A 20,625-nucleotide genomic window follows, 5' to 3' on the forward strand; every position below is an offset into this window, starting at 1 on the left:
CTGCCACCCGGGCCGCGCAACCGGTTTCCCGCCCGTTTCCCGCGCCAGCGCGGCCGATCGACCGGGCCTCACCTGGCGGCGAGTGCGGTGGCCAACGCGGTGAACTCGCTCTCCGTCGCGCTACCGACCAGCAGGACGCTGCGCTGCGGGGTCAGCCACACCAGGGCGCGTTCGCCGGGCCGCGCCGCGTACCACTGCCAGGTCGCGGCCCCGATCTGGACCTGACCCTGCGGCTGCGCGGTCGCGGTCAGCTCGGCCACCAGCAGCTGCGGGACCGGCCGGGAGCTCTGCACCAGCTGCAGTGCTCCGCCGTCGGCGGTGACGTAGCCGATCCGCAGGGTCGGCCCCTCGGGGCCCGCCGGCCGGTACCCGGCGCTCACCGGATGCCAGTCCGGGCCCAGTCCGGCCGGCTCCAGCACCGGAAACTCGCCGGCCGACCGGGCCTGTTCGTAGGCCGGGCCGGGGTCGATCTCCACCGGCTCGTCGCCACCCAGAAGGACCTGGTACCCGACGAACACCAGCAGGATCGGCACCAGCAGGACGGCCAGCGACATCGCCATGTCCCTGGGCGAACGCCCCGACCGGTCACCGCCAGCGGTCGACGCACCAGCGGTCGGCCCGGCGCCCAGGGTGGTGCTCGGGGTGGCGGCGGCTCCGGCAGCTCGCTGCGCGGCGGCCCCGGCGGTCGGCTCGGCTGCGTCCATCGTTCCATCGTCCCAGCCCACGACGGTCCGCCGCGTGGGGCCCCGGCGACCCGCCCCGGTGCACCCGCACCGGCACGCCCGCGGCCGGACGTGCCAGGATTCCTCCAGGACCTGGCGCCGCCGGGGCGGGGTCGGCACGCACCCGCCGACAGCCGCCGCGCTCCAGGGCCCACGCCCCGCACCGTCGCGAGGAGGAGCCCCGATGCCCGAAGCCCGTACCCGACAGCCGCAGAATCTCGACCGTAACCTGGCCCTGGACCTGGTCCGGGTCACCGAGGCCGCCGCGATGGCCGCCGGCCGTTGGGTGGGTCGTGGTGACAAGGAGGGCGGCGACGGCGCCGCCGTCGACGCGATGCGCAAGCTGATCAACTCGATTCAGATGCGCGGGGTGGTGGTGATCGGCGAGGGCGAGAAGGACAACGCCCCGATGCTGTACAACGGCGAACAGGTCGGCGACGGCACCGGTCCCGAGGTCGACGTCGCGGTCGACCCGATCGACGGCACCACGCTGATGAGCAAGGGCATGCCCAACGCCCTCGCCGTGCTCGCGGTCGCCGAGCGGGGCGCGATGTTCGACCCGAGCGCCGTGTTCTACATGGAGAAGCTTGCCGTCGGCCCGGACTGTGCCGACGTCATCGACATCGACGCCGGTGTGCGGGAGAACCTGCGCCGGATCGCCAAGGTGAAGAAGTCCAGCATCTCCGACGTGACGGTGAGCATCCTGGACCGGGAACGCCACGGCGAACTGGTCCGGCAGGTCCGCGACGCCGGCGCGCAGATCCACTTCCTCTCCGACGGTGACATCGCCGGGGCGATCTCGGCCGCCCGCGACGAGTCGGACGTCGACGTGCTGATGGGCATCGGCGGCACCCCGGAGGGGATCACCGCCGCCTGCGCGCTCAAGTGCATGGGCGGGGCGATCCAGGGCAAGCTCTGGCCCCGCGACGACGACGAACGGGCCAAGGCCGTCGCGGCCGGGCACGACCTGGACCGGGTGCTGGACACCGACGACCTGGTGACCGGCGACAACTGCTTCTTCGTCGCCACCGGCGTGACCTCGGGCGACCTGCTGCGCGGCGTACGGTACCGGGCCGGCGGTGCCTACACCCAGTCGATCGTGATGCGGTCCAAGAGCGGCACGATCCGGGTCATCGACTCCTACCACCGGTTGGAGAAACTGGCGCTCTACTCGGCGGTCGACTTCGACGGCCGACCGATCGCCGAACTCGACGCCGGCGACTGAGCAGCGCCGACATCTGCCAACGCCGGAACTGGCAGCGGCAGCGCGGGCCGGCGGGTCAGGTCCCGTCGGAGGAGTGACCGGGGAACAGGTGCGCGCTGGGGTCGATGGCCACGGCGGCGTTGTTGACCGCCGTGGCCGCCTCGCCGAACCCGGTCGCGATGAGCCGTACCTTGCCCGGGTAGTCGGCGATGTCGCCGGCGGCGAAGACCCGGGGCAGGTTGGTGGCCATCGCGCTGTCCACCCGGATGTGCCGCTTGTCGAGCGCGAGGCCCCAGGTCGTGAGGGGCCCGAGATCGGCGGTGAAGCCGAGCGCCGCGACCACGGTGTCCGCCGGCACGGTCTGCGGGCCGCCGTCGCCGGTGGTGATGTCGACGCCGGTCACCCGGGTGGTGCCGTGTACCGCTGTGAGCTGGGCGTTGACGACGATGCGGACCGGTAGGGCACGCACCCGCTCGACGGTCGCGGCGTGGGCCCGGAACCGGTCGCGGCGGTGCACGATGGTGACCGAGCGAGCCAGTGGCTGCAGGGCCAGCGCCCAGTCGAACGCGGAGTCACCGCCGCCGACGATCACCACGTCGTGCCCGGTGAGGTCGGCGAGCCGGGGCACGAAGTAGACGATCCCGTCGCCGGTGAACTCGGCCGCCGCCGGCAGCGGTCGGGGGGTGAAGCTGCCCATCCCTCCGGTGATCACCACCGCACCGCAGGCCAGCCGCGCACCGTCGGCCAGGCCGAGCACCGGCCGGCCGTCGACCAGGTCGAGGGTGTCGGCGCGGACACCGAGCAGGTACTCGGGCTGGTACGGCGCGGCCTGCTCGACGAGGTTCGCCACCAGCTCCCGACCCTTGATGACGGGGAACCCGGCGATGTCGAAGATCGCTTTCTCCGGGTACATCGCCGCCACCTGACCGCCCGGGGCCGGCAGGGCGTCGATGACGGCCGTGGACAGCCCCCGGAATCCGGCGTAGTAGGCGGCGAACAACCCGGTCGGCCCGGCACCGACGATCGCCACGTCGACTGCGCGCATCCCACCACCGGACCTCTCGCCGTCGGGTCCGCGTCGACCCGTTCGTCGAACGTAGGTCCGCCGCTGCGGCGCGGCAACCCCTTCCCACCTGCGTGGACGCCTCCGCCCAGGTCAGGGCATGGTGAGTGGGTCCGACTCGTACGGGTCGTAGCTGCGTCGGCGGAACAGGATCGCCGCGAGCACCCCGCCGACGAAACCGAACAGATGCCCCTGCCAGGAGATCAACGCGTCGGTGGGCAGGATGCCGACCAGTTGCCAGCCGTAGAGCAGGCCGACCAGCAGCACCACGCCGAGGTTCCACCAGGTGCGTTCGACGATGCCGCGCATCAGCACCAGGCCGAGGTAGCCGAAGACGACTCCGCTGGCGCCGACGACGACGGTGTTCGGTGAACCGGTGAACCACACCCCGATGCCGCTGACCAGGATGATCACCAGGGTCGAGTAGAGGAACCGCCGTACCCCGGCGGCCAGCACGAAGGTGCCGAGCAGGATCAGTGGCACGCTGTTGCTGTAGAGGTGGTCGAAGCCGTGGTGCAGGAACGGGGCGAAGAAGACCCCGTCGAGGCCGGCGATGCGCCGGGGAATGATGCCGGCGCTGTAGTCGAAGCCGGCATTGAGCCAGACGTCGAAGGCCTCGATGACGAAGAGCACCGGCACGACGGCGCACATCGCGACGAAGGCCCGGCCGAGCGAGGCGTAGAAGGCCTCGGTCCCGAACCGGTTCGGGTCGCCGCTGGAGGATGACACGCCGTACGCCATCCTCAAGTAGCTATCAGGTCCGCGCAACCGTTGCCACCCGAGCGCGCGGACGGGCGGAAAAACCCGGCGGCGGTACGGAGTCCTCCGTACCGCCGCCGGGTGTCCTGCGCTGTGCCCGGGTGTCGGACCGGGTCGCAGCCGAGCTGGTCAGTACCAGCCCTCGGCCTGCGACATCTGCCACGCACCGCAGGGGTTGGTGTAGCGGTTCGCGATGTAGCCGAGACCCCACTTGATCTGGGTCGCCGGGTTGGTCTGCCAGTCGGCACCGGCCGAGGACATCTTGTTGCCCGGCACCGCCTGGGGGATGCCGGTGGCACCGGAGGCCGCGTTGTAGGCCTTGTGGTTCCAGCCGCTCTCCTTGTTCCAGAGCTTGTTCAGGCAGGCGAACTGGTCGAGGCCCCAGCCGCGCTCCAGGGTGAGGGCGCAGCCGATGGCCCGGTTGCCGCTGAACTCGTCGCAGGAGGCGGGAATCTCGCCGGTGAACGGCACGGTCGCGCCAGAGTTGGACGGCTGCTGGGCCGTCTGTTCCTGCTTCTGCTGGGTGACCTGCTCGGCCCGCTTGACCTTGGCGGCCTCGGACTTGGCGGCAGCGGTGGCCTTCTCCGCTGCCTCCCGCTCTGCGGTTCGGCGCTGCACCGTGACCCGCTGATGCTCGGCGCGGCGTTGCCGGAGCAGTTCGAGCTCGACCTGCTCGGCCTGTGCCGCCAACCGGGCGTCACTGATGCGTTGCTGGGTGTCCCGGTCACTCTCCAGGTAGAACCCGCCAGCGACGCCTGTCACCAGCAGGCCGACGGCGAGTGCCCGGAGACCGAACCGACTCCACAGCCGACTCACGAAGTGGTCCCTTCGTCGGGGGCAAGGGCACGGCGGTACGCCGACCGCAGCGCCCGGCGAGGGGCGCGGCGGGGCGGGCACGCCGTGAGCGCCCGACCGGGTGGGTCGCGCGCCGGCCGACCGTGATGGGGGTCGGTCGGCGCGCCACCACCGACGTCCGTCGACAGGCCGCCGCCGGTGCGCGCGCTCGCCGACCACCATCGCGCACGGTGAGGCCCTTGGGAAACGCGTGATCGTCATTGTGACATTGGTCACGCCGCACTTCGGGGTGAATACGGACGTAACACCCCCACGCAGTGGCTCAGCGTGGGATGTCCTCCAGCAGATCGGTAACCATTTCGGCGATGGGCGACCGCTCCGAACGGGTCAGGGTGACATGCGCGAACAGGGGATGGCCCTTCAGCGCCTCGATCACCGCGGTCACGCCGTCGTGCCGCCCGACCCGCAGGTTGTCCCGCTGGGCGACGTCGTGGGTGAGCACCACCCGCGACCCCTGGCCGATCCGGGACAGCACGGTCAGCAGGACGTTGCGTTCCAGCGACTGTGCCTCGTCGACGATGACGAACGCGTCGTGGAGGCTACGGCCCCGGATGTGGGTCAGCGGCAGTACCTCGAGCATGCCGCGGGCGAGCACCTCCTCCATCACGTTCTCGTGCACCACCGCGCCGAGGGTGTCGAACACCGCCTGCGCCCAGGGCGACATCTTCTCCGACTCCGAGCCCGGCAGGTAGCCGAGCTCCTGGCCGCCGACGGCGTACAGCGGACGGAACACGATCACCTTCTTGTGCCGGCGCCGCTCCATCACCGCTTCCAGTCCGGCGCACAGGGCCAGCGCCGACTTGCCGGTGCCGGCCCGCCCACCCAGCGAGACGATCCCGATCGTCTCGTCGAGCAGCAGATCGAGGGCGATCCGCTGTTCGGCGGAGCGGCCCCGCAGGCCGAACGCTTCCCGGTCACCGCGGACCAGCCGTACCGTCTTGTCGGCCATCACCCGCCCGAGCGCGGAACCACCGGTGCCGTGCAGCACCAGCCCGGTGTGGCAGGGCAGCCCGGCGGCGCTGTCCAGGTCGACCGCGTCGCCCCCGTACAGCTGGGTGACCTGCTCGTCGGTGGGTTCCAGCTCCGCCATGCCGGTCCAGGTCGGGTCGCTGGCCTGACCGTGCCGGTACTCGTCGGCGACCAGACCGACCGACGCCGCCTTGACCCGCAGCGGCATGTCCTTGCTGACCAGGACGACGTCGCGACCCTCGGCACCCATGCTCAGCGCGACCGACAGGATCCGGGTGTCGTTGGACTCGTTGCGGAAGCCCGGCGGCAGCACGTCGGTGTCCGCGTGGTTGAGCTCGACCCGCAGGGTGCCGCCGACGTCGTTGGCCGGCACCGGCTGGTCCAGCCGGCCGTGGCGGACCCGCAGTTCGTCGAGCATCCGCAGGGACTGCCGGGCGAACCAGCCCAGCTCCGGGTGGTGCCGCTTGCCCTCCAGCTCGGAGATGACCACCAGCGGGATCACCACCTCGTGCTCGGCGAAGCGGTGGAACGCTCCCGGGTCGGACAGCAGGACCGAGGTGTCCAGCACGTACGCACGGGAGGGGGTGGCGGGCTCCGATCGGTCGGTGCCGGCGGACGTGCCCGTCGACCGGGACGCGGTGGACGCGTCCGAGGTGCGGCGGCGGGTCCGGCTGCGGCTGGACGGGACAGTGGCGGTCGGGTCCTGATCGGCCCGGGGGGTGGTACGTCGACTCGTCACAGGCCTGCTCCGTCGGGCGTGCACCCGGTCCGCCCGCGATCCGGCTCCACCGGGGCCCGGGGGCACGGGTCGGATGCGGAACCCATGCGAACAGCAGGTCCGGAGCGTCCGGCTGGTCCAGGACGACCCTGAACCATGCTTAGACGCTAGCTGCCGGATCCCGGCCTCGGCTAGGCATCCGAGCCGATCTTCGAAGCCGTTCCCACCCGTCGGCCGTCCCGGCGGCCCGCCGTACCGGTCCGCGAAACAGCGTGGACACGTGCCGGACACACTCCTGACCCGCCCTCGTGCGGGGTGGCCGGCCGGGATGCGCACCCCCTGCACGCATCCCGGCCGGGAGGAGCCCGGCGCGGTGACGCCGGTGCTCCCCGCGCGGCGGCGCGTCCGCCTCAACGCCGACGCCGCGCTCGGGAAAGTCTGTGGTCACGGTTCAGGGACGACGCCCGACGAGCACCTCCCGGGCGTGCCGACCGCTACCGGCCGTTCCGGTACCGGCGGCACCGCCGGTCGGCCCGGCACCGCCGGCGAAGGACGCACCGGTGTACGTCGTGCCCTGGCGGGCGGCGGCGGTCACCGGTGCCGTCGGACGCTCGACCGGCACCGGCACCGGGGCCGGGGCCGGGGCCGGGGCCGCCAGCGGCGGGGTGCCGGCCAGTGGGGCGCCGGCCGTTGCCACCGGGACGGCCTCCGCCGACGGCATCGAGGTGATCGCTGTCCGGGTCTGCCGGCGGCTCCAGGCACCTCGGTCCCCGTCGAAGTAGCCCTGGCGGTAGCCGAAGCGGTAGCCGATCCGGTAGCTGAGCTGTCCGTGCAGCCGGCCGGCGGCATAGCTGGACGACGCCAGCAGCAGCACGAGGAAGACCGCGAAGAACGGGCTCATCCGGTCGCCCCGATCCGTCTGATCATTGTTCCTCCGAGTCGCACGACGTCGGGTCGTCGGTGAGAAGCCGATCGACGTCGTCGGTCCGCACCTCCTCGACCAGCTCCACACTGATCCGGCAACCGCCCAGCACCACTTCCGCCGTCGAGGCCCGTCTGATCTCCCCGCCGGCGTCGTACACCCGCACGCTCAGCTCCGGGCAGCCCAGATGCGAACGCCAGGCGTTCCACTCGCCCCGGTCCCCGACGTTGAGGGACAGGTAGCGACATCCCCGGGCGAGGTAGAGCCGCCATGGCGCACTGAGACCCGAAGCCACGGCGTCGGCGATCAGGCCGAAGGCCTGGGCACGGGTGGCCAGCTCGGTCACCGAGCGGTCTCCGTCACGCGTAAGGGACAACTCCACTCACTAAGCGTCTCAAGCACGTGACGTAGAGTAAAGCGTCACGCGCAAGTGACAGCATCATCTTTTCGGTTGATTAGCGTCACCTCAGCAACGTCCTTAGACTGCACCCGTGACACCCCTCTCGACAAGGGATAATTTCCCGACAGAGATTCACAAAGCTCTGTCACAGACGCAGTACAGGAGAGTGCCCGCCCCCAGGCGGAACGGCGAATCGCCGTACCGTCGGCCGGTGCCGGACAGCTCCGCTGGGCGGAAGATCGCCTTCGCCGCCTTCGTACGCAAGGCGCTCGCCGACGCGCGGGCGACCCGCGCCTGGACCGGCTCCGAGGTCTCCCGCCGCACCGGTGTCTCCCGACAGACCATCAACCGCTGGGTACGGGGCGAATGGTCCAGCGACCCGGAGGCCGAACGGGTGGTCGCCTTCTGTGACGGGCTCGGCATCAACCCGACCGTCGCCTTCGGTGTCCTCGGCTGGGACCGGGCGACCGACGCCCGGCCGACACCGAGCGCCCCACCGATGGATCCGGACGTGGAGGCCCTGCTGCGGCGGCTGGTCGATCCCAACGTCTCCGATGCGGAGAAGTTTCACATCAGGGAGACAATCCGGTATCTCGCCTACCGACCCCCACTACCGGCCGAACCTCGCAAAGGCCCCAAGCGAGCAGGGTAGTTCTCAGATGGCGAAAGAAAGCCGATCAAGCAGCCCGATTCCGCCCCACTTGCACGCTGAGTCACGATAACGTTCCTCTCCGTACTGCTTGGGCTCGTTCGTCGGCGGGGGCGACGGGACAAGGCCGGACACAGCCCTGCGGGACAGAAGGGGGGGGTCGATACCGATGACCCTCAAATGGTCGGCAGTAGTGATCGCGGCCGTCGCGGTCACCCTTTGCGCCACCACGAATATCGTCGTCGCTCTCCTGCGGACCGGACAGGTGCCGCCGGTGGTGAACATGTTCGCCATCGCCTGCGCGGCCGTCGCCACCCTGGTGGCGGTCATCGCACACCTGAATGACCGGCAGCAGGGGCGGCTCACCGCGCTCACCGAATTCCTCGTTGCCCGGCTCAATGAAGTCGACGCCCACGTGGGCGATCGCAATGCCGGGTTCGTCGAGGGGTATCTGCTCCGACAAGGTCACCAACAGGACGCGGCAGTCGTGCAATTTCCACCGCGGATGCATGGTCGTCGGCTGATGGGTGGGGGCGACGACTGACCGCCCGGCGGTAGGCGGACCGTAGTCGACCGCGCCGGCGTAGCCCGATGTTCATCCGGCGAGAGGTCTGGCACTGCGTTCGCCAGCAGGTACGCTGACGCCCGTGCGGCCGTTCGATGCAGGAAACCAGCGCTTGGCCCGTCCGCTGACCGCGGAGCAGGCATGGCGAGCCACCATCGATCGCGCCGACCGGTGCGTGCTGTTCTTCGACTTCGACGGCACCCTCGCCCCGGTCGGCGACGATCCCACCTCGGTGCAACCGGCACCCAAGGTGCTGGCGGCGATCGAGTCACTCACCGGGGTGGTGCAGCGGATCGCGATCGTGTCGGCCCGCCCCGTCGAGTTCCTCCGCGACCAGTTCGCGGAGATAACCGACGTCGACCTGTACGGGCTGTACGGGCTGGAGCACAGCCACGGCTCCGGGCCGACGGTGACCGAGCCGGCGGCACTACCGTGGGTCCCCGCGATGGCCGAGCTCGCCGACCGGGCCCGAGCCGAACTACCGGCCGGCACCCTGGTCGAGTACAAGCGGCTGTCGGTGGCGCTGCACTACCGGACCGCCCCCGAGCTGGGGGGCGTCGTCGAGTCCTGGGGCCACGACCAGGCCGAGCGGCTCGGTCTGCGCAGCCAGAGCGGCCGGATGGTGCTCGAGCTGAAGCCCCCGGTCGACCGGGACAAGGGCAGCATCATCGGCGAGGCCGTCGGCACCGCCAGCTGCGCCTGGTACTTCGGCGACGACGTGTCGGACATCAAGGCCTTCGCGGCGCTACGGGCGCATCAGGAAGCCAACCCGGACTTCTTCGGGGTGTGCGTGGCGGTCGCCAACTCCGAGACCGGGCACGACGTGTCCGCTGCCGCCGACCTCACCATCGACTCACCCGAGGCACTCGGCGACTTCCTGACCTCTGCGGTGCTCGCCCTCGACTGACCGGCCCGCCAGCCAGCTACCTGCCCGTTGCCTGTCGGCCGACCCCTGCGGGCTCACGTCGGCCGACCCCCTGCGGGCTCATGCACCGTAGCGACGTTGCCGGTTGGCGTAGGACCGCAGCGCCCGCAGGAAGTCCACCCGCCGGAAGTCCGGCCAGTTGACGTCGCAGAAGTAGAACTCCGAATGCGCCGACTGCCAGAGCAGGAAGCCGGAGAGCCGCTGCTCACCGCTGGTCCGAATGACCAGGTCGGGATCGGGCTGGCCACGGGTGTAGAGGTGCTCGGCGATGTGGTCGACATCGAGCACCTCGGCCAGCTCCTCCAGCGTCCCACCGGACTTGGCGTGCTCGTACAGCAGGGACCGGACGGCGTCGGCGATCTCCCGACGGCCGCCGTACCCCACGGCGATGTTGACCTGCGCGCCGTCGGACCGGGTCTGGGTACGCTCCTGGGCCGCCTTCAACGCAGTCGCGGTGGCACCGGGCAGCAGGTCCAGCGCACCGACGATCCGCAACCGCCAGGGGTTACCGTCCTCCGCCAGCTCGGTGACCAGATCCTCGATGATCTTCAGCAGCGGATCCAGCTCGCGGGCCGGTCGACGGAGGTTGTCCGTGGCCAGCAAATAGAGCGTGACGTGGCCGATGCCGGCCTGGTCACACCAGTTCAACAGGTGCTTGATCTTCGCCGCACCGACCCGGTGCCCGTCGTTGGGGTCGACGAACCCCATCTCCCGGGCCCAGCGGCGGTTGCCGTCACACATCACGCCCACGTGGCCGGGCACCGGCTTGCCCGCCAGTCTGGCCATGAGCCGTCGCTCATAGACCGAATAGAGCAGGTCCCGCAGAGTCATCGTAAGCAGACTAGCGACCGGAACGCCGTCGCGCGGTATCGGCTGCCCGGCGGATCGTCAGTTGCGCGGCGAGCCGACGCACCGTGACGGCGTCCAGCCGGCCGTCGCCGAGACCGAGTTCGACGATGGTGTCGAAGACGTGCCGGTCCCGCGTCGCCGCCGCGACGGCGGCGTCCACCGTCGTCGGCCGCCGGGCCAGCCAGGCGCCGAAGGCGCTGTGCCGCAGATGCCCGCCGAGGCGTCGACGCAGCGCCTGCCGGTAGCGGCGGGCGGCGACCGTCGGCGTACCGGCCGCCGCCGCACCGGCCAGCGCACCGGACAACACCGCGTAGAAGATGCCCTCGCCGGTGAACGGGTTGATCAGCGACAGCGCGTCGCCGGCCAGCACCAGCCGGCCGGCACCCACCGGCGGCCGCCGGGTGGACAGCGGCAGATGATGCGCCCGCAGGTCGGTGACCTGCGCCAGGTCGGTGCCGGGCAGCAGCGCGCACAACCGGTCCAGCAGCCGCGCCCGGGTCAACGGCCGGCCGCGCAGCACCTCCCCGTACCCGACGTTCGCCCGGCCGTCACCGATCGGAAAGGCCCAGGCGTACGCCGGCCAACCGGCCGCCGTGGTGACGATCCGCTGTTCGCCGGGGCTGGTGACGGCCCCGACCGGCGCGTAGCCGCGAATCGCCAGGGCCAGATGTCCGTCCGGGTTGGGGCCGTGGCCCAACGCCCGGCGTACCACCGATCCCGCGCCGTCCGCGCCGACCACCGCCCGCGCCGCGATCTCGCCGTCGAGCAGCACCAGGTCGTCGCGGACCGTGACCCGCCGTACGGTGTGCCGGCGCAGCCGCGCGCCGGCGGCGACCGCGGCGGCGACCAGCCGGGCGTCGAAGACGGCCCGCGGCACCGTGTACGCCGGACGGACCAGCTCGGCGGCGACCTGCCCGCCGTGCGGGGCGACCAGCCGGAGCCGGCCGACCGGGGCGAACCCGTCGACCGGATCGGGCACGGCCAACCCGGCCAGCACGTCGAGGGCGTGCGGTGCGATGCCGTCGCCGCACGGCTTGTCGCGGGGAAACTCCGCCCGGTCCAGCAGCAGCACCCGGGCACCGGCGCGGCGGGCGGCGATCGCCGCGGCGGCACCGGCCGGCCCGGCACCGACCACCGCGACGTCGACGACCGACGTACCGTCCACCTGGACCTCCCGTCAGGCCGGGTCGGTGCCGGCGACCTCCCGGTCGGCACCGGATGTCCCCCGGCCGTGCTCGACGCTGGTCGCCGGCCGGCCACGCTCGGCGCGACCGACCCGCCACACACCGTAGAGGGCCAGCGCCACCGCCACCACCAGCGGCGCGCCGTCGCGGACCAGCCCGTCCACGCCGAGCAGCCACCAGCACAGCGGCAGATCCACGGCGAGCACCCCGAGGCTGACCAGGACCAGCAGCCAGCGTGCCCAGCGCCGGCCGCGCAGCATGAAGAACGACACCAGCAGCACCAGCCAGCTGGTGGCGGTGGCGACCGCGATCCAGGCCACCACCGCCGGGGTGGCGGTCAGCCGGCCGTCGACCAGCACCCCGATCGACACCAGGGCCGGCACCAGCATCAGCGGGGGGTAGGTGAACGCCGCCACCCGGGCGATGAGCAGCCCGGCGGCGACCGGCGGCCGCCGGGGCGGCGCCTCCCGCCAGGCCGGGCGGGCACCGTCGAGGACCAGCCGGGCGGGATGGCGTACCAGATGGGCACCGACCACCGGTGAGCGGTACAGCAGCCAGACCACGGCCACGCAGAGGCCGACCACCAGGCCGAAGCCGGCGACCTGCGGCAGCAGCGGTACGCCGGAGCGGGGCACCACCAGCCGGCCGAGGGCGAAGACCGTCGTCACCGCCAGGATCAGCCCGAACGGTCGCGCACCGGCCCGGGCCCTGCGCACCTGCCGGATGAGGATCAGGAAACCGACCGCCCGCAGCAGCGCCCACCCGGACCGGACCGCCATGGCGAAGTCCTGCTCGGCCGCGTACTGCCAGTTGAGCAGGTCGACCACGACGGTGGCCGCGGCGGTGACGGCGAGCAACCAGACCAGCAGACGGACCGGAGCTGGAAGGTCTGCCGCCACCGGCGCAGGCTAGCCGACGCTCACCCGGCGGCGTCCAGTCGGACCCGCAGCGCGTCCAGCTCCGCCCAGAGCACCCCGGGGAGTTTGTCGCCGAACCGCTCGAACCATTCGGTGATCTGTGGCAGTTCCGCGCGCCACTGCGCGGGGTCGACGGCGAGCGCGGCGGCCACGTCGGCCGGGTCGACGTCCAGGCCGGTCAGGTCCAGCGCGTCGACGGTCGGTACGTTGCCGATCGGGGTGTCGACCGCCGCGCCCGTGCCGTCGAGCCGCTCGACGATCCACTTGAGCACCCGGGAGTTCTCCCCGAAGCCGGGCCAGAGGAACCGGCCCTCGTCGTCGCGGCGGAACCAGTTGACGTAGAAGATCCGGGGCAGCTTGGCGGCGTCGCCGTCGACACCCTTGCCCATCTCGATCCAGTGCCGGAAGTAGTCCCCGGCGTGGTAGCCGATGAACGGCAGCATCGCCATCGGGTCGCGGCGGACCACGCCGACCTCGCCGGTGGCCGCTGCGGTGGTCTCCGAGGAGAGCGTGGCCCCGAGGTAGACGCCGTGCACCCAGTCACGCGCCTCGGTGACCAGCGGTACGGTGGTCCGCCGCCGGCCGCCGAACAGGATCGCGTCGATCGGTACCCCGCGCGGGTCGTGGTACTCGTCGGCCAGGATCGGGCACTGGGTGATCGGGGTGCAGAACCGGCTGTTCGGGTGGGCGGCGTCGGTGCCCCGGCCCGGATTCCAGTCCTGGCCCCGCCAGTCGGTCAGGTGCGCCGGCGGCTCCCCCATCCCCTCCCACCAGACGTCGCGGTCGTCGGTCAGCGCGACGTTGGTGAAGATGGAGTTGCCCCGGTCGAGGGTCCGCATGGCGTTGGCGTTGGTCCGCCAGTCGGTGCCGGGGGCGACGCCGAAGAGCCCGTACTCGGGGTTGACCGCCCAGAGCCGGCCGTCGTCGCCGAAGCGCATCCAGGCGATGTCGTCACCGATCGTCTCGACCTTCCAGCCGGGGATGGTCGGCTCCAGCATCGCCAGGTTCGTCTTGCCGCAGGCCGACGGGAAGGCCCCGGCGATGTAGCGGACCCGGCCGTCCGGGGCGGTCAGTTTGAGGATCAGCATGTGCTCGGCGAGCCAGCCTTCGTCGCGGGCCATGACGCTGGCGATCCGCAGCGCGTAGCACTTCTTGCCGAGCAGCGAGTTGCCGCCGTAGCCGGACCCGTACGACCAGATCTCCCGGGTCTGCGGGAAGTGCGAGATGTACTTGGTCTCGTTGGCCGGCCACGGCACGTCGGTCTGGCCCGGCTCCAGCGGCGCGCCGACCGAGTGCAGCGCCGGTACGAACTCGGCGTCGTCGCCCATCGCGGCGAGCACCTCGGCGCCCATCCGGGTCATGATCCGCATCGAGGCGACGACGTACGCGCTGTCGGTGATCTCCACCCCGAACATCGGCGACGGCGCGTCCAGCGGGCCCATGCAGAACGGGACGACGTACATGGTCCGCCCCCGCATGCAGCCCCGGTACAGCTCGGTCATCACCCGCTTCATCTCGGCCGGGTCCATCCAGTTGTTGGTGGGTCCGGCGTCGGCGGCGTCCGGCGAGCAGATGAAGGTGCGTTCCTCGACGCGGGCCACGTCCGTCGGGTCGGTACGGGCCCAGAAGGAGTTGGGGCGGCGTTCGGCGTCGAGTCGCACCAGGGTGCCGGCGTCGACGAGTTCGTCGGTGAGCCGGTGCCATTCGGCGGTCGACCCGTCGACCCAGACCACGCGGTCCGGCGTGGTCAGTGCGGCGATCTCGCGCACCCAGGACAGCAGGCGGGGGTGGTCGGTGGGAGCGGGGCTCGGACTGTTCGACGGTACGGGCGTGGTGGCCGTTGCAGTCATGGCGATCTCCTCGATGGTCGGCGCTGACCTCGTTCCTGGAGTGCACCGCACCGGCGGCTGGACTGGTCCAACCGCCGGGATACAGGTCCGGGAGTTGGACTCAGGGTAAACCGATCGACCGTTCAGGACAGCTGAGGAGCTTGTGAAGAACTGCACAAGATGTCGACGAATGCAATCTGACGAGCTGTTTCTCGCTCCCACGCGCAGCTCCACGCACATTCTTCCGGTCTTCGGCCACCCGGAACGCCAACTACAGACGGTAGTCGGCGCGGACGGCAATACCGGTGCCGTCCACCGCCGACGGGTGACACCCGCTACGCTCGGGGCCGTGTCCGTGTCCGCCACCGGCGAGCCATCCGCGCCCGCCTCCCCTCCAGGGTTGATCCACCGGCTCCGCGACCGGTTCGGCCAACTGGTACGCGAGCTGGGCAAGTTCGGCATCGTGGGCGGGATCGCCTTCATCATCGACATCGTTGGGTTCAACGTCGCCGCCAGTGTGCTCGGGCTGGGGCCGTTGACCGCCAAGACGCTGTCGACGGTGGTGGCCGCCACGGTGGCCTTCGTCGGCAACCGGTTCTGGACCTGGCGGCACCGGGGCCGGTCCGGGCTCGCCCGGGAGTACGGGCTCTACTTCTTCTTCAACGCCGTCGGTCTGGGCATCGGCCTCGGCTGCCTGGCCATCAGCCACTACGGGCTGGGCAGCATCTGGCCGGAGGTGTTCCGTACCCTGCTGGCGGACAACATCGCGGCCAACGTCGTCGGGGTCGCGCTGGGCACCCTGTTCCGGTTCTGGGCCTACCGCCGGTTCGTGTTCGTCGGCACCGCTGCGGCCGTGGTCCCGGCGGCGGCGACCGAACGTGAGTAACCGCACGTCGCGCGGGGCTGATCGCCGGTCGACCCGAGTGGGGGACCGAACTACCGTATGGTGATCTGATGCGAGTACTCAACCTTCTGCCCGAGCGCTGGCAGAAGTTCGTCCGCGAGGTCGTCAAGTTCGGCACCGTCGGTGGCATCAATACGGTGATCAACTTCGCGGTGTTCAACGCGCTGGCACTGACCGTACTCAGCGACGGCCAGTTGAAGGCGACGGTGGTCGCGGCCATCGTGGCGACCACCAGCTCGTACTTCATGAACCGGTACTGGACCTACCGGGACCGGCCCAAGTCGGCGCTCCAGCGGGAGTACGTGCTCTTCTTCCTGTTCAACATCACCGGCCTGCTGATCGAGGTCGGGATCCTGGCCCTGGCGAAGTACGGCTTCTCCATCCACGGGCTGCTGGCGCTGAACATCATCAAGATCGTCGGCCTGGTCCTCGGCACCATCTTCCGATTCTGGGCGTACCGGACGTTTGTCTTCCGGCCGGCACCTCGGGCGGCCGCCGGCGGACCCGCCCCGAGCGACCCGGCGCAGCCGACCGGCCGCGTCCCGCAGCAGCTGCACCGTGACCCGCAGTTGTCGACGTCGGTCCAGGTGCCGGACAGCCCCGCGCTGCTGGCCGAACCGGGCGAGGCCCGCCACCCTGCGGAGATCGCCACAGCGGCGTCCCGCCCGGCCCCCCACTGACCCACGTCGTGCGCTCCGGCACCGGTGCTGACGCCGACCTGTTCTTCGAGGACCTCGCCCCCGGCGGATCCTTCGACCTCGGCGTCACCACGGTCGACGGCAGCGAGATGGTCAGCTTCGCGCAACGGTTCGACCCGCAGTGGTACCACGTCGACGCCCGGCTGGCCCGGACCAGTCACCACGGAGCGTTGATCGCCAGCGGCTTCTTCACCGTCAGCCTGTTCATGCGGGCCTACGTGGACGCGGTGCTCTCCCGGGCGGCCGCCGACGCATCCCCCGGACTGGAGGAACTGCGCTGGCTGGCACCGGTGTACGCCGGTGACCGGCTGGCCGGTCGCCTCGACGTGCTCAGCCGTCGGCTGTCCCACGCCCGGCCGGGTCTCGGCACGGTGACCCTGGTCGGGTCGCTGACCCGGCTCGACACCTACGACCGCCCCGAACGGGAGGTGCTGCGGACCCGGTTCCGCGGCTGGTTCGCACTGCGCGACGACGGCCCACCGGCCTGACCCGGCCTGACGCGGACCGGGTCAGGCCGACCCGGCCCGCGTCGGGCCGGGACCCGGCCGGGCGTGGGTCAGGTGGCCGCCGGAGTGTCGTCGGCCCGGTCCTGGCCCCGGTCCTGGCGGACCTCGTCGAGGATCTCCCGCATCTCGCCGTCACCCAGGCTGTGCCGGTCGTGGTGGTTCTCCACCAGTTCGTACAGGGTGGTCTGCACCCGACCGACGCCGGGAATGTCGGCCAGCACCGTCTGCCCCCGCTCACCGGCCGACTCGATCGTCAATGTGCCGCAGCCCAGCAGCCGTTCGCTGAACCGCTGGCTCATCGAGTGGTCGTTGACCCGGTTCAGCGGGATGTCCCGCCGTTCCCGGGAGAAGACTCCGTGCTGCAGCACCACCCGCTCGTTGGTGAAGACGTAGTGGGTGGTCCGCCAGATCAGGAACGGACGGACCGTCAACCACGACACGGCCACCAGCCCGGCGACGGCGATCGCGTACAGCGCGACGGTGCCGCCGGTGCCGCCGGGCAGCAACAGGAACCCGGCCACCACGGCGGCCACCACGAGCACCAGCACGGCTACCGGCCCCACCAGGGCCTTCCAGTGCGGGTGCAGATGCAACACGACATGCTCGTCATCGGTGAGCATGTCCTCGGGAAACGCCACGCCAACCTCCTCGCCCACAACCGGGCCGTCGGCCCGGCCGGCGCGCCGCACACCGGCGCCGGCAAGACCGTAGCGGCTTCCCGCCACCGCGACCGTCAACCGTGCGTACCGTTTCCCGGCGCGTCGTCGGCGGCTGACCCGTCCACCGCGTCGGCGGCCCGTACGTGCAGCACGTCACCGGCGGCCACCGGCAGGTCACCGGCGGCGGTCCGGACCACCAGCCGACCGCCGTCGTCGACGGTGACGGCCACCCCGGTCCGGACCACCCCGGTCGGTAGCGTCACCCGGACCGCACGGCCGATGGTCGCGCAGTGCCGCAGGTACGCCGGCCGCAGCCCGGCCGCCGTCGGGTCACCACCGGCGGCCCGCCACCGCCCGTACCAGCTTTCGACGCCGCGCAGCAGCGCCCGCAGCAACGGGTCGCGGTCGGTCGCCGCCGCCCCGGCCAACTGCAGCGAGGTGGCCGGCAGCCCGGAGCTCGACGGCGGCAGCTCGTCGACCTTCAGCGTCACGTTCAGTCCGATGCCCAGCACCACCGCCGGGGCTCCGCCGGTCGGCGACGCATCCGACTGCGGTTCCTCCCGTGGTGTCGCCGGAGCGGCGAGGGCGGCCGGTCCGACCGGAGCCGCCTCGGCGAGGATCCCCGCGCACTTCGCCTCCCCGATCAGCAGATCGTTGGGCCATTTCAGCCGGGCCGGCAACTCGGCAAGTCGGGACACCGCCTCGACCAACGCGACCCCGGCCAGCAGCGGCAACCAGCCGTAGCGGGCCGGTGGCACCGCCGGCCAGCCCCGCGAGGGCCGGGCCAGCGCCGGACGCAGCAGCAGGCTCACCGCCAACCCGGCGCGGGGCGGCGAGACCCAGTCGCGGCCCAGCCGCCCCCGCCCGGCGGTCTGTTGTTCCGCCGCCACCACCAGGCCCTCGGCTGCTCCGGCCCGCGCCGCCGCCAGTACGTCGATGTTCGTCGACCTGGTCACCGGCCGGACCTCCAGGTCCGTCCAGAGTCCACCAGGGACGACCAACGCCCGGCGCAGCCCGCGCTGATCGAGCGGCGGACGGTCCAGATCGGTGTACGGCGAAGCGGACATCCGCCCAGCCTACGGCGCGATCACGGAAACCGACGGAGACCGTCCGGTACGGGCGCAACGCCCCGGTACGGGGTACCGGCGACTGTCGTACCGATCACCGGCACGGTGGCCGGCGGCGGCCCCGCCGGCGTGGCACCCTGCCACGGGGTGCCTTCCGACGGGGTGCTGACGGCGCCCACCGCGCCCGGCCGGGGCGGGAGGTCGCCGGCACCCCGGCCGCCGCGCCGCTGCCGGGGCACCGACGCCGTCGGGGCCACACCCACCGGTACGCGGCGACGCGGCAGCCCGGCCCGGCCGGCACGGCGACGCCCACCCCGCCGGTGCCGGGGCGCGGGCCGCCGGCCACCCGGCCACCGGTCAGCAGACGGATCTGTCTCCTCGACGGTCCACGCCCCGGTGGCCTCGTCGACGGTCCACGCCTCGGTGGCGGGCCGGGCCGGGCGCAGCATCGGCCACATGACCAGCAGCACCGTCAGACCGGCGGCGAACAGCGCGACTCCGAACATCGTCACGGTGGGGTAACGAACCGGACAACAACCAGGAAACGTCGCCGTCGCACCGGAGCACCGAGCGGGTTGAGGCGAACCGCACACCGACCGCACCTGCCCGACGCGCCGCGCGTCGATACCATCCGCGGTGTGGGCGTGACGAGTGAGCAGGCAGGGACCGGAACCGACCGCCACAGCACCGCCGGCAAGTTGGCGGACCTGGAGCGCCGGGTCGACGAGGCGGTGCACGCCGGCTCGGCCCGCGCGGTGGACAAACAGCACGCCCGGGGCAAACGCACCGCCCGGGAACGAATCGCCATGCTGCTCGACGAGGGGTCCTTCGTCGAGTTGGACGAGCTGGCCCGGCACCGGTCGACGAACTTCGGGCTGGAGCGCACCCGCCCGTACGGCGACGGGGTGGTCACCGGCTACGGCACCGTCGACGGCCGGCAGGTCTGCGTCTTCGCCCAGGACTTCACGGTCTTCGGCGGCTCCCTCGGCGAGGTGTTCGGCGAGAAGATCGTCAAGGTGATGGACCTGGCGATGAAGGTCGGTTGCCCGGTTGTCGGGATCAACGACTCCGGCGGCGCCCGGATCCAGGAGGGCGTGGTCAGCCTCGGGCTGTACGGCGAGATCTTCTTCCGCAACGTCCGCGCCTCCGGCGTGATCCCGCAGATCTCCCTGATCATGGGGCCGTGCGCGGGCGGGGCGGTCTACTCCCCCGCCGTCACCGACTTCACCGTCATGGTCGACAAGACCTCGCACATGTTCATCACCGGCCCGGACGTGATCCGGACGGTGACCGGCGAGGACGTCGGGATGGAGGAGCTCGGCGGGGCCCGGACCCACAACGCGACCAGCGGCAACGCCCACTACCTGGCGACTGACGAGGACGACGCGGTCGACTACGTCAAGGCGCTGCTGGCGTACCTGCCGAGCAACAATCTCGACGACCCGCCGACGCTGCCGGCCACACCGGAGGCGACGGTCACCGACGCCGACCGGGAGTTGGACGTCATCGTGCCGGACTCGGCCAACCACCCGTACGACATGCACCGGGTGATCGAGCACGTCGTCGACGACGGCGAGTTCCTGGAGATCCAGCCGCTGTACGCGCAGAACATCATCGTCGGCTTCGGCCGGATCGACGGCCGACCGGTCGGCGTGGTCGCCAACCAGCCGCTGCACTTCGCCGGCTGCCTGGACATCGGCGCCTCGGAGAAGGCGGCCCGGTTCGTCCGGACCTGCGACGCGTTCAACATCCCGGTGCTGACCTTCGTCGACGTGCCCGGCTTCCTGCCCGGAACCGACCAGGAGTGGGACGGCATCATCCGCCGGGGCGCGAAGCTGATCTACGCGTACGCCGAGGCGACCGTCCCGAAGGTCACCGTGATCACCCGCAAGGCCTACGGCGGGGCCTACGACGTGATGGGTTCCAAGCACCTCGGTGCCGACCTCAACTTCGCCTGGCCGACCGCGCAGATCGCGGTGATGGGCGCCCAGGGCGCGGTGAACATCCTCTACCGCGCGGAGCTGGCCGCCGCCGCCGACCCGGCGGCGGTCCGGGCGCAGCGGATCGCCGAGTACGAGGAGCAGCTGGCCAACCCGTACGTCGCCGCCGAACGCGGCTACGTCGACGCGGTCATCGCCCCGTCGCAGACCCGGCTGCAGGTGGCCCGGGGGCTGCGGATGCTGCGCGGCAAGCGGGAGACGCTGCCGCCGAAGAAGCACGGCAACATCCCGTTGTGACCGGCGGCCCGTACCAGCGAGGCG

21 protein-coding genes and 1 pseudogene are annotated in these 20,625 nt (G+C 71.6%); 8 read left to right on the forward strand and 14 right to left on the reverse strand.

All coding sequences use genetic code 11. The features are described from left to right. Positions 1-68: 68 nt before the first annotated feature. Positions 69-704: a DUF4245 domain-containing protein gene (locus tag ACN28F_RS09930; RefSeq protein WP_421357532.1), complete on the reverse strand. Its 636-nt coding sequence runs from the start codon at positions 702-704 to the stop codon at positions 69-71. Positions 705-906: 202 nt separating this feature from the next. On the opposite strand from ACN28F_RS09930, the gene glpX reads away from it, so the two are divergent. Beyond that, positions 907-1,947 (forward strand): class II fructose-bisphosphatase, encoded by a 1,041-nt coding sequence (glpX, locus tag ACN28F_RS09935; protein WP_289207744.1) that lies wholly within the window; start codon positions 907-909, stop codon positions 1,945-1,947. 55 nt (positions 1,948-2,002) lie between these two features. On the opposite strand, the gene ACN28F_RS09940 is transcribed toward glpX, so the two are convergent. The 6 genes from ACN28F_RS09940 to ACN28F_RS09965 form a co-directional block, all read right to left on the reverse strand. Next, positions 2,003-2,971, reverse strand: coding sequence for an NAD(P)/FAD-dependent oxidoreductase (locus ACN28F_RS09940; protein ID WP_421357534.1), 969 nt, complete (start codon positions 2,969-2,971; stop codon positions 2,003-2,005). Between the two features lie 111 nt (positions 2,972-3,082). Beyond that, positions 3,083-3,730 (reverse strand): rhomboid family intramembrane serine protease, encoded by a 648-nt coding sequence (locus tag ACN28F_RS09945; protein WP_282225647.1) that lies wholly within the window; start codon positions 3,728-3,730, stop codon positions 3,083-3,085. Positions 3,731-3,877: 147 nt separating this feature from the next. Continuing rightward, entirely contained in the window at positions 3,878-4,564 is a 687-nt protein-coding gene (locus tag ACN28F_RS09950) for a transglycosylase SLT domain-containing protein (protein ID WP_289207746.1), read from the reverse strand. A gap of 301 nt (positions 4,565-4,865) precedes the next feature. Next, positions 4,866-6,140, reverse strand: coding sequence for a PhoH family protein (locus ACN28F_RS09955; protein ID WP_289207747.1), 1,275 nt, complete (start codon positions 6,138-6,140; stop codon positions 4,866-4,868). Between the two features lie 601 nt (positions 6,141-6,741). Next, complete coding sequence (locus ACN28F_RS09960) at positions 6,742-7,191, reverse strand: hypothetical protein (RefSeq protein ID WP_421357535.1); 450 nt, start codon at positions 7,189-7,191, stop codon at positions 6,742-6,744. Positions 7,192-7,213: 22 nt separating this feature from the next. Beyond that, positions 7,214-7,558: a hypothetical protein gene (locus ACN28F_RS09965; RefSeq protein WP_289207748.1), complete on the reverse strand. Its 345-nt coding sequence runs from the start codon at positions 7,556-7,558 to the stop codon at positions 7,214-7,216. 265 nt (positions 7,559-7,823) lie between these two features. Between ACN28F_RS09965 and ACN28F_RS09970 the strand changes: the two genes are divergently transcribed. From ACN28F_RS09970 to otsB, 3 genes are all read left to right on the forward strand, one after another. Then, on the forward strand, positions 7,824-8,264 hold the full coding sequence (locus ACN28F_RS09970; protein WP_289207749.1) for an XRE family transcriptional regulator: 441 nt from the start codon (positions 7,824-7,826) through the stop codon (positions 8,262-8,264). Between the two features lie 166 nt (positions 8,265-8,430). After that, entirely contained in the window at positions 8,431-8,805 is a 375-nt protein-coding gene (locus tag ACN28F_RS09975) for a hypothetical protein (protein ID WP_289207750.1), read from the forward strand. A gap of 103 nt (positions 8,806-8,908) precedes the next feature. Next, complete coding sequence (otsB, locus tag ACN28F_RS09980; RefSeq protein ID WP_289207751.1) at positions 8,909-9,733, forward strand: trehalose-phosphatase; 825 nt, start codon at positions 8,909-8,911, stop codon at positions 9,731-9,733. A gap of 78 nt (positions 9,734-9,811) precedes the next feature. On the opposite strand, the gene ACN28F_RS09985 is transcribed toward otsB, so the two are convergent. The 4 genes from ACN28F_RS09985 to ACN28F_RS10000 are packed head-to-tail and all read right to left on the reverse strand — an operon-like array spanning position 9,812 to position 14,551. Then, positions 9,812-10,582, reverse strand: coding sequence for an isoprenyl transferase (locus ACN28F_RS09985; RefSeq protein ID WP_289207752.1), 771 nt, complete (start codon positions 10,580-10,582; stop codon positions 9,812-9,814). Between the two features lie 10 nt (positions 10,583-10,592). Then, positions 10,593-11,765, reverse strand: coding sequence for a geranylgeranyl reductase family protein (locus tag ACN28F_RS09990; protein ID WP_289207753.1), 1,173 nt, complete (start codon positions 11,763-11,765; stop codon positions 10,593-10,595). Between the two features lie 12 nt (positions 11,766-11,777). Further along, a complete protein-coding gene (locus ACN28F_RS09995; protein WP_289207754.1) occupies positions 11,778-12,683 on the reverse strand; it encodes a hypothetical protein in 906 nt (301 codons plus the stop codon). A gap of 20 nt (positions 12,684-12,703) precedes the next feature. Continuing rightward, positions 12,704-14,551, reverse strand: a complete 1,848-nt coding sequence (locus ACN28F_RS10000) for a phosphoenolpyruvate carboxykinase (GTP) (protein ID WP_289207755.1) — start codon at positions 14,549-14,551, stop codon at positions 12,704-12,706. Between the two features lie 328 nt (positions 14,552-14,879). Between ACN28F_RS10000 and ACN28F_RS10005 the strand changes: the two genes are divergently transcribed. The 3 genes from ACN28F_RS10005 (at position 14,880) to ACN28F_RS10015 (ending at position 16,620) form a co-directional block, all read left to right on the forward strand. Next, positions 14,880-15,416 carry a GtrA family protein gene (locus ACN28F_RS10005; protein WP_421357536.1) on the forward strand — a complete coding sequence of 179 codons (537 nt, stop codon included), beginning with the start codon at positions 14,880-14,882 and terminating at the stop codon, positions 15,414-15,416. A gap of 68 nt (positions 15,417-15,484) precedes the next feature. Then, the gene (locus ACN28F_RS10010; RefSeq protein WP_289207757.1) at positions 15,485-16,114 is read left to right on the forward strand and encodes a GtrA family protein; all 630 of its coding nucleotides are present in this window, start codon (positions 15,485-15,487) and stop codon (positions 16,112-16,114) included. 8 nt (positions 16,115-16,122) lie between these two features. Then, on the forward strand, positions 16,123-16,620 hold the full coding sequence (locus tag ACN28F_RS10015; RefSeq protein ID WP_421357537.1) for a MaoC/PaaZ C-terminal domain-containing protein: 498 nt from the start codon (positions 16,123-16,125) through the stop codon (positions 16,618-16,620). Positions 16,621-16,688: 68 nt separating this feature from the next. On the opposite strand, the gene ACN28F_RS10020 is transcribed toward ACN28F_RS10015, so the two are convergent. The 3 genes and pseudogenes from ACN28F_RS10020 to ACN28F_RS10030 all read right to left on the reverse strand — a co-directional run bounded on the left by ACN28F_RS10020 (position 16,689) and on the right by ACN28F_RS10030 (position 18,876). After that, on the reverse strand, positions 16,689-17,276 hold the full coding sequence (locus ACN28F_RS10020; RefSeq protein WP_421357538.1) for a PH domain-containing protein: 588 nt from the start codon (positions 17,274-17,276) through the stop codon (positions 16,689-16,691). A gap of 158 nt (positions 17,277-17,434) precedes the next feature. Next, positions 17,435-18,364: pseudogene (locus ACN28F_RS10025) on the reverse strand (biotin--[acetyl-CoA-carboxylase] ligase); the annotation flags it as partial. 20 nt (positions 18,365-18,384) lie between these two features. Beyond that, the gene (locus tag ACN28F_RS10030) at positions 18,385-18,876 is read right to left on the reverse strand and encodes a hypothetical protein (RefSeq protein ID WP_289207761.1); all 492 of its coding nucleotides are present in this window, start codon (positions 18,874-18,876) and stop codon (positions 18,385-18,387) included. A 132-nt stretch (positions 18,877-19,008) separates the two neighbouring features. Here ACN28F_RS10030 and ACN28F_RS10035 point away from each other — a divergent pair, with 132 nt between their 5' ends. Then, positions 19,009-20,601 (forward strand): acyl-CoA carboxylase subunit beta, encoded by a 1,593-nt coding sequence (locus ACN28F_RS10035; protein ID WP_289211098.1) that lies wholly within the window; start codon positions 19,009-19,011, stop codon positions 20,599-20,601. Positions 20,602-20,625: the final 24 nt, after the last annotated feature.

Source organism: Solwaraspora sp. WMMA2101 (assembly GCF_049179175.1).
Taxonomy (GTDB): Bacteria; Actinomycetota; Actinomycetes; order Mycobacteriales; family Micromonosporaceae; genus Micromonospora_E.

Coding starts and splice junctions, on each gene's coding strand:
- glpX (WP_289207744.1), top strand. CDS start 907: ATGCCCGAAGCCCGTACCCGACAGCCGCAGAATCTCGACCGTAACCTG.
- ACN28F_RS09940 (WP_421357534.1), bottom strand. CDS start 2,971: ATGCGCGCAGTCGACGTGGCGATCGTCGGTGCCGGGCCGACCGGGTTG.
- ACN28F_RS09960 (WP_421357535.1), bottom strand. CDS start 7,191: ATGAGCCCGTTCTTCGCGGTCTTCCTCGTGCTGCTGCTGGCGTCGTCC.
- ACN28F_RS10010 (WP_289207757.1), top strand. CDS start 15,485: ATGCGAGTACTCAACCTTCTGCCCGAGCGCTGGCAGAAGTTCGTCCGC.
- ACN28F_RS09930 (WP_421357532.1), bottom strand. CDS start 704: ATGGACGCAGCCGAGCCGACCGCCGGGGCCGCCGCGCAGCGAGCTGCC.
- ACN28F_RS09945 (WP_282225647.1), bottom strand. CDS start 3,730: ATGGCGTACGGCGTGTCATCCTCCAGCGGCGACCCGAACCGGTTCGGG.
- ACN28F_RS09985 (WP_289207752.1), bottom strand. CDS start 10,582: ATGACTCTGCGGGACCTGCTCTATTCGGTCTATGAGCGACGGCTCATG.
- ACN28F_RS09975 (WP_289207750.1), top strand. CDS start 8,431: ATGACCCTCAAATGGTCGGCAGTAGTGATCGCGGCCGTCGCGGTCACC.
- ACN28F_RS10000 (WP_289207755.1), bottom strand. CDS start 14,551: ATGACTGCAACGGCCACCACGCCCGTACCGTCGAACAGTCCGAGCCCC.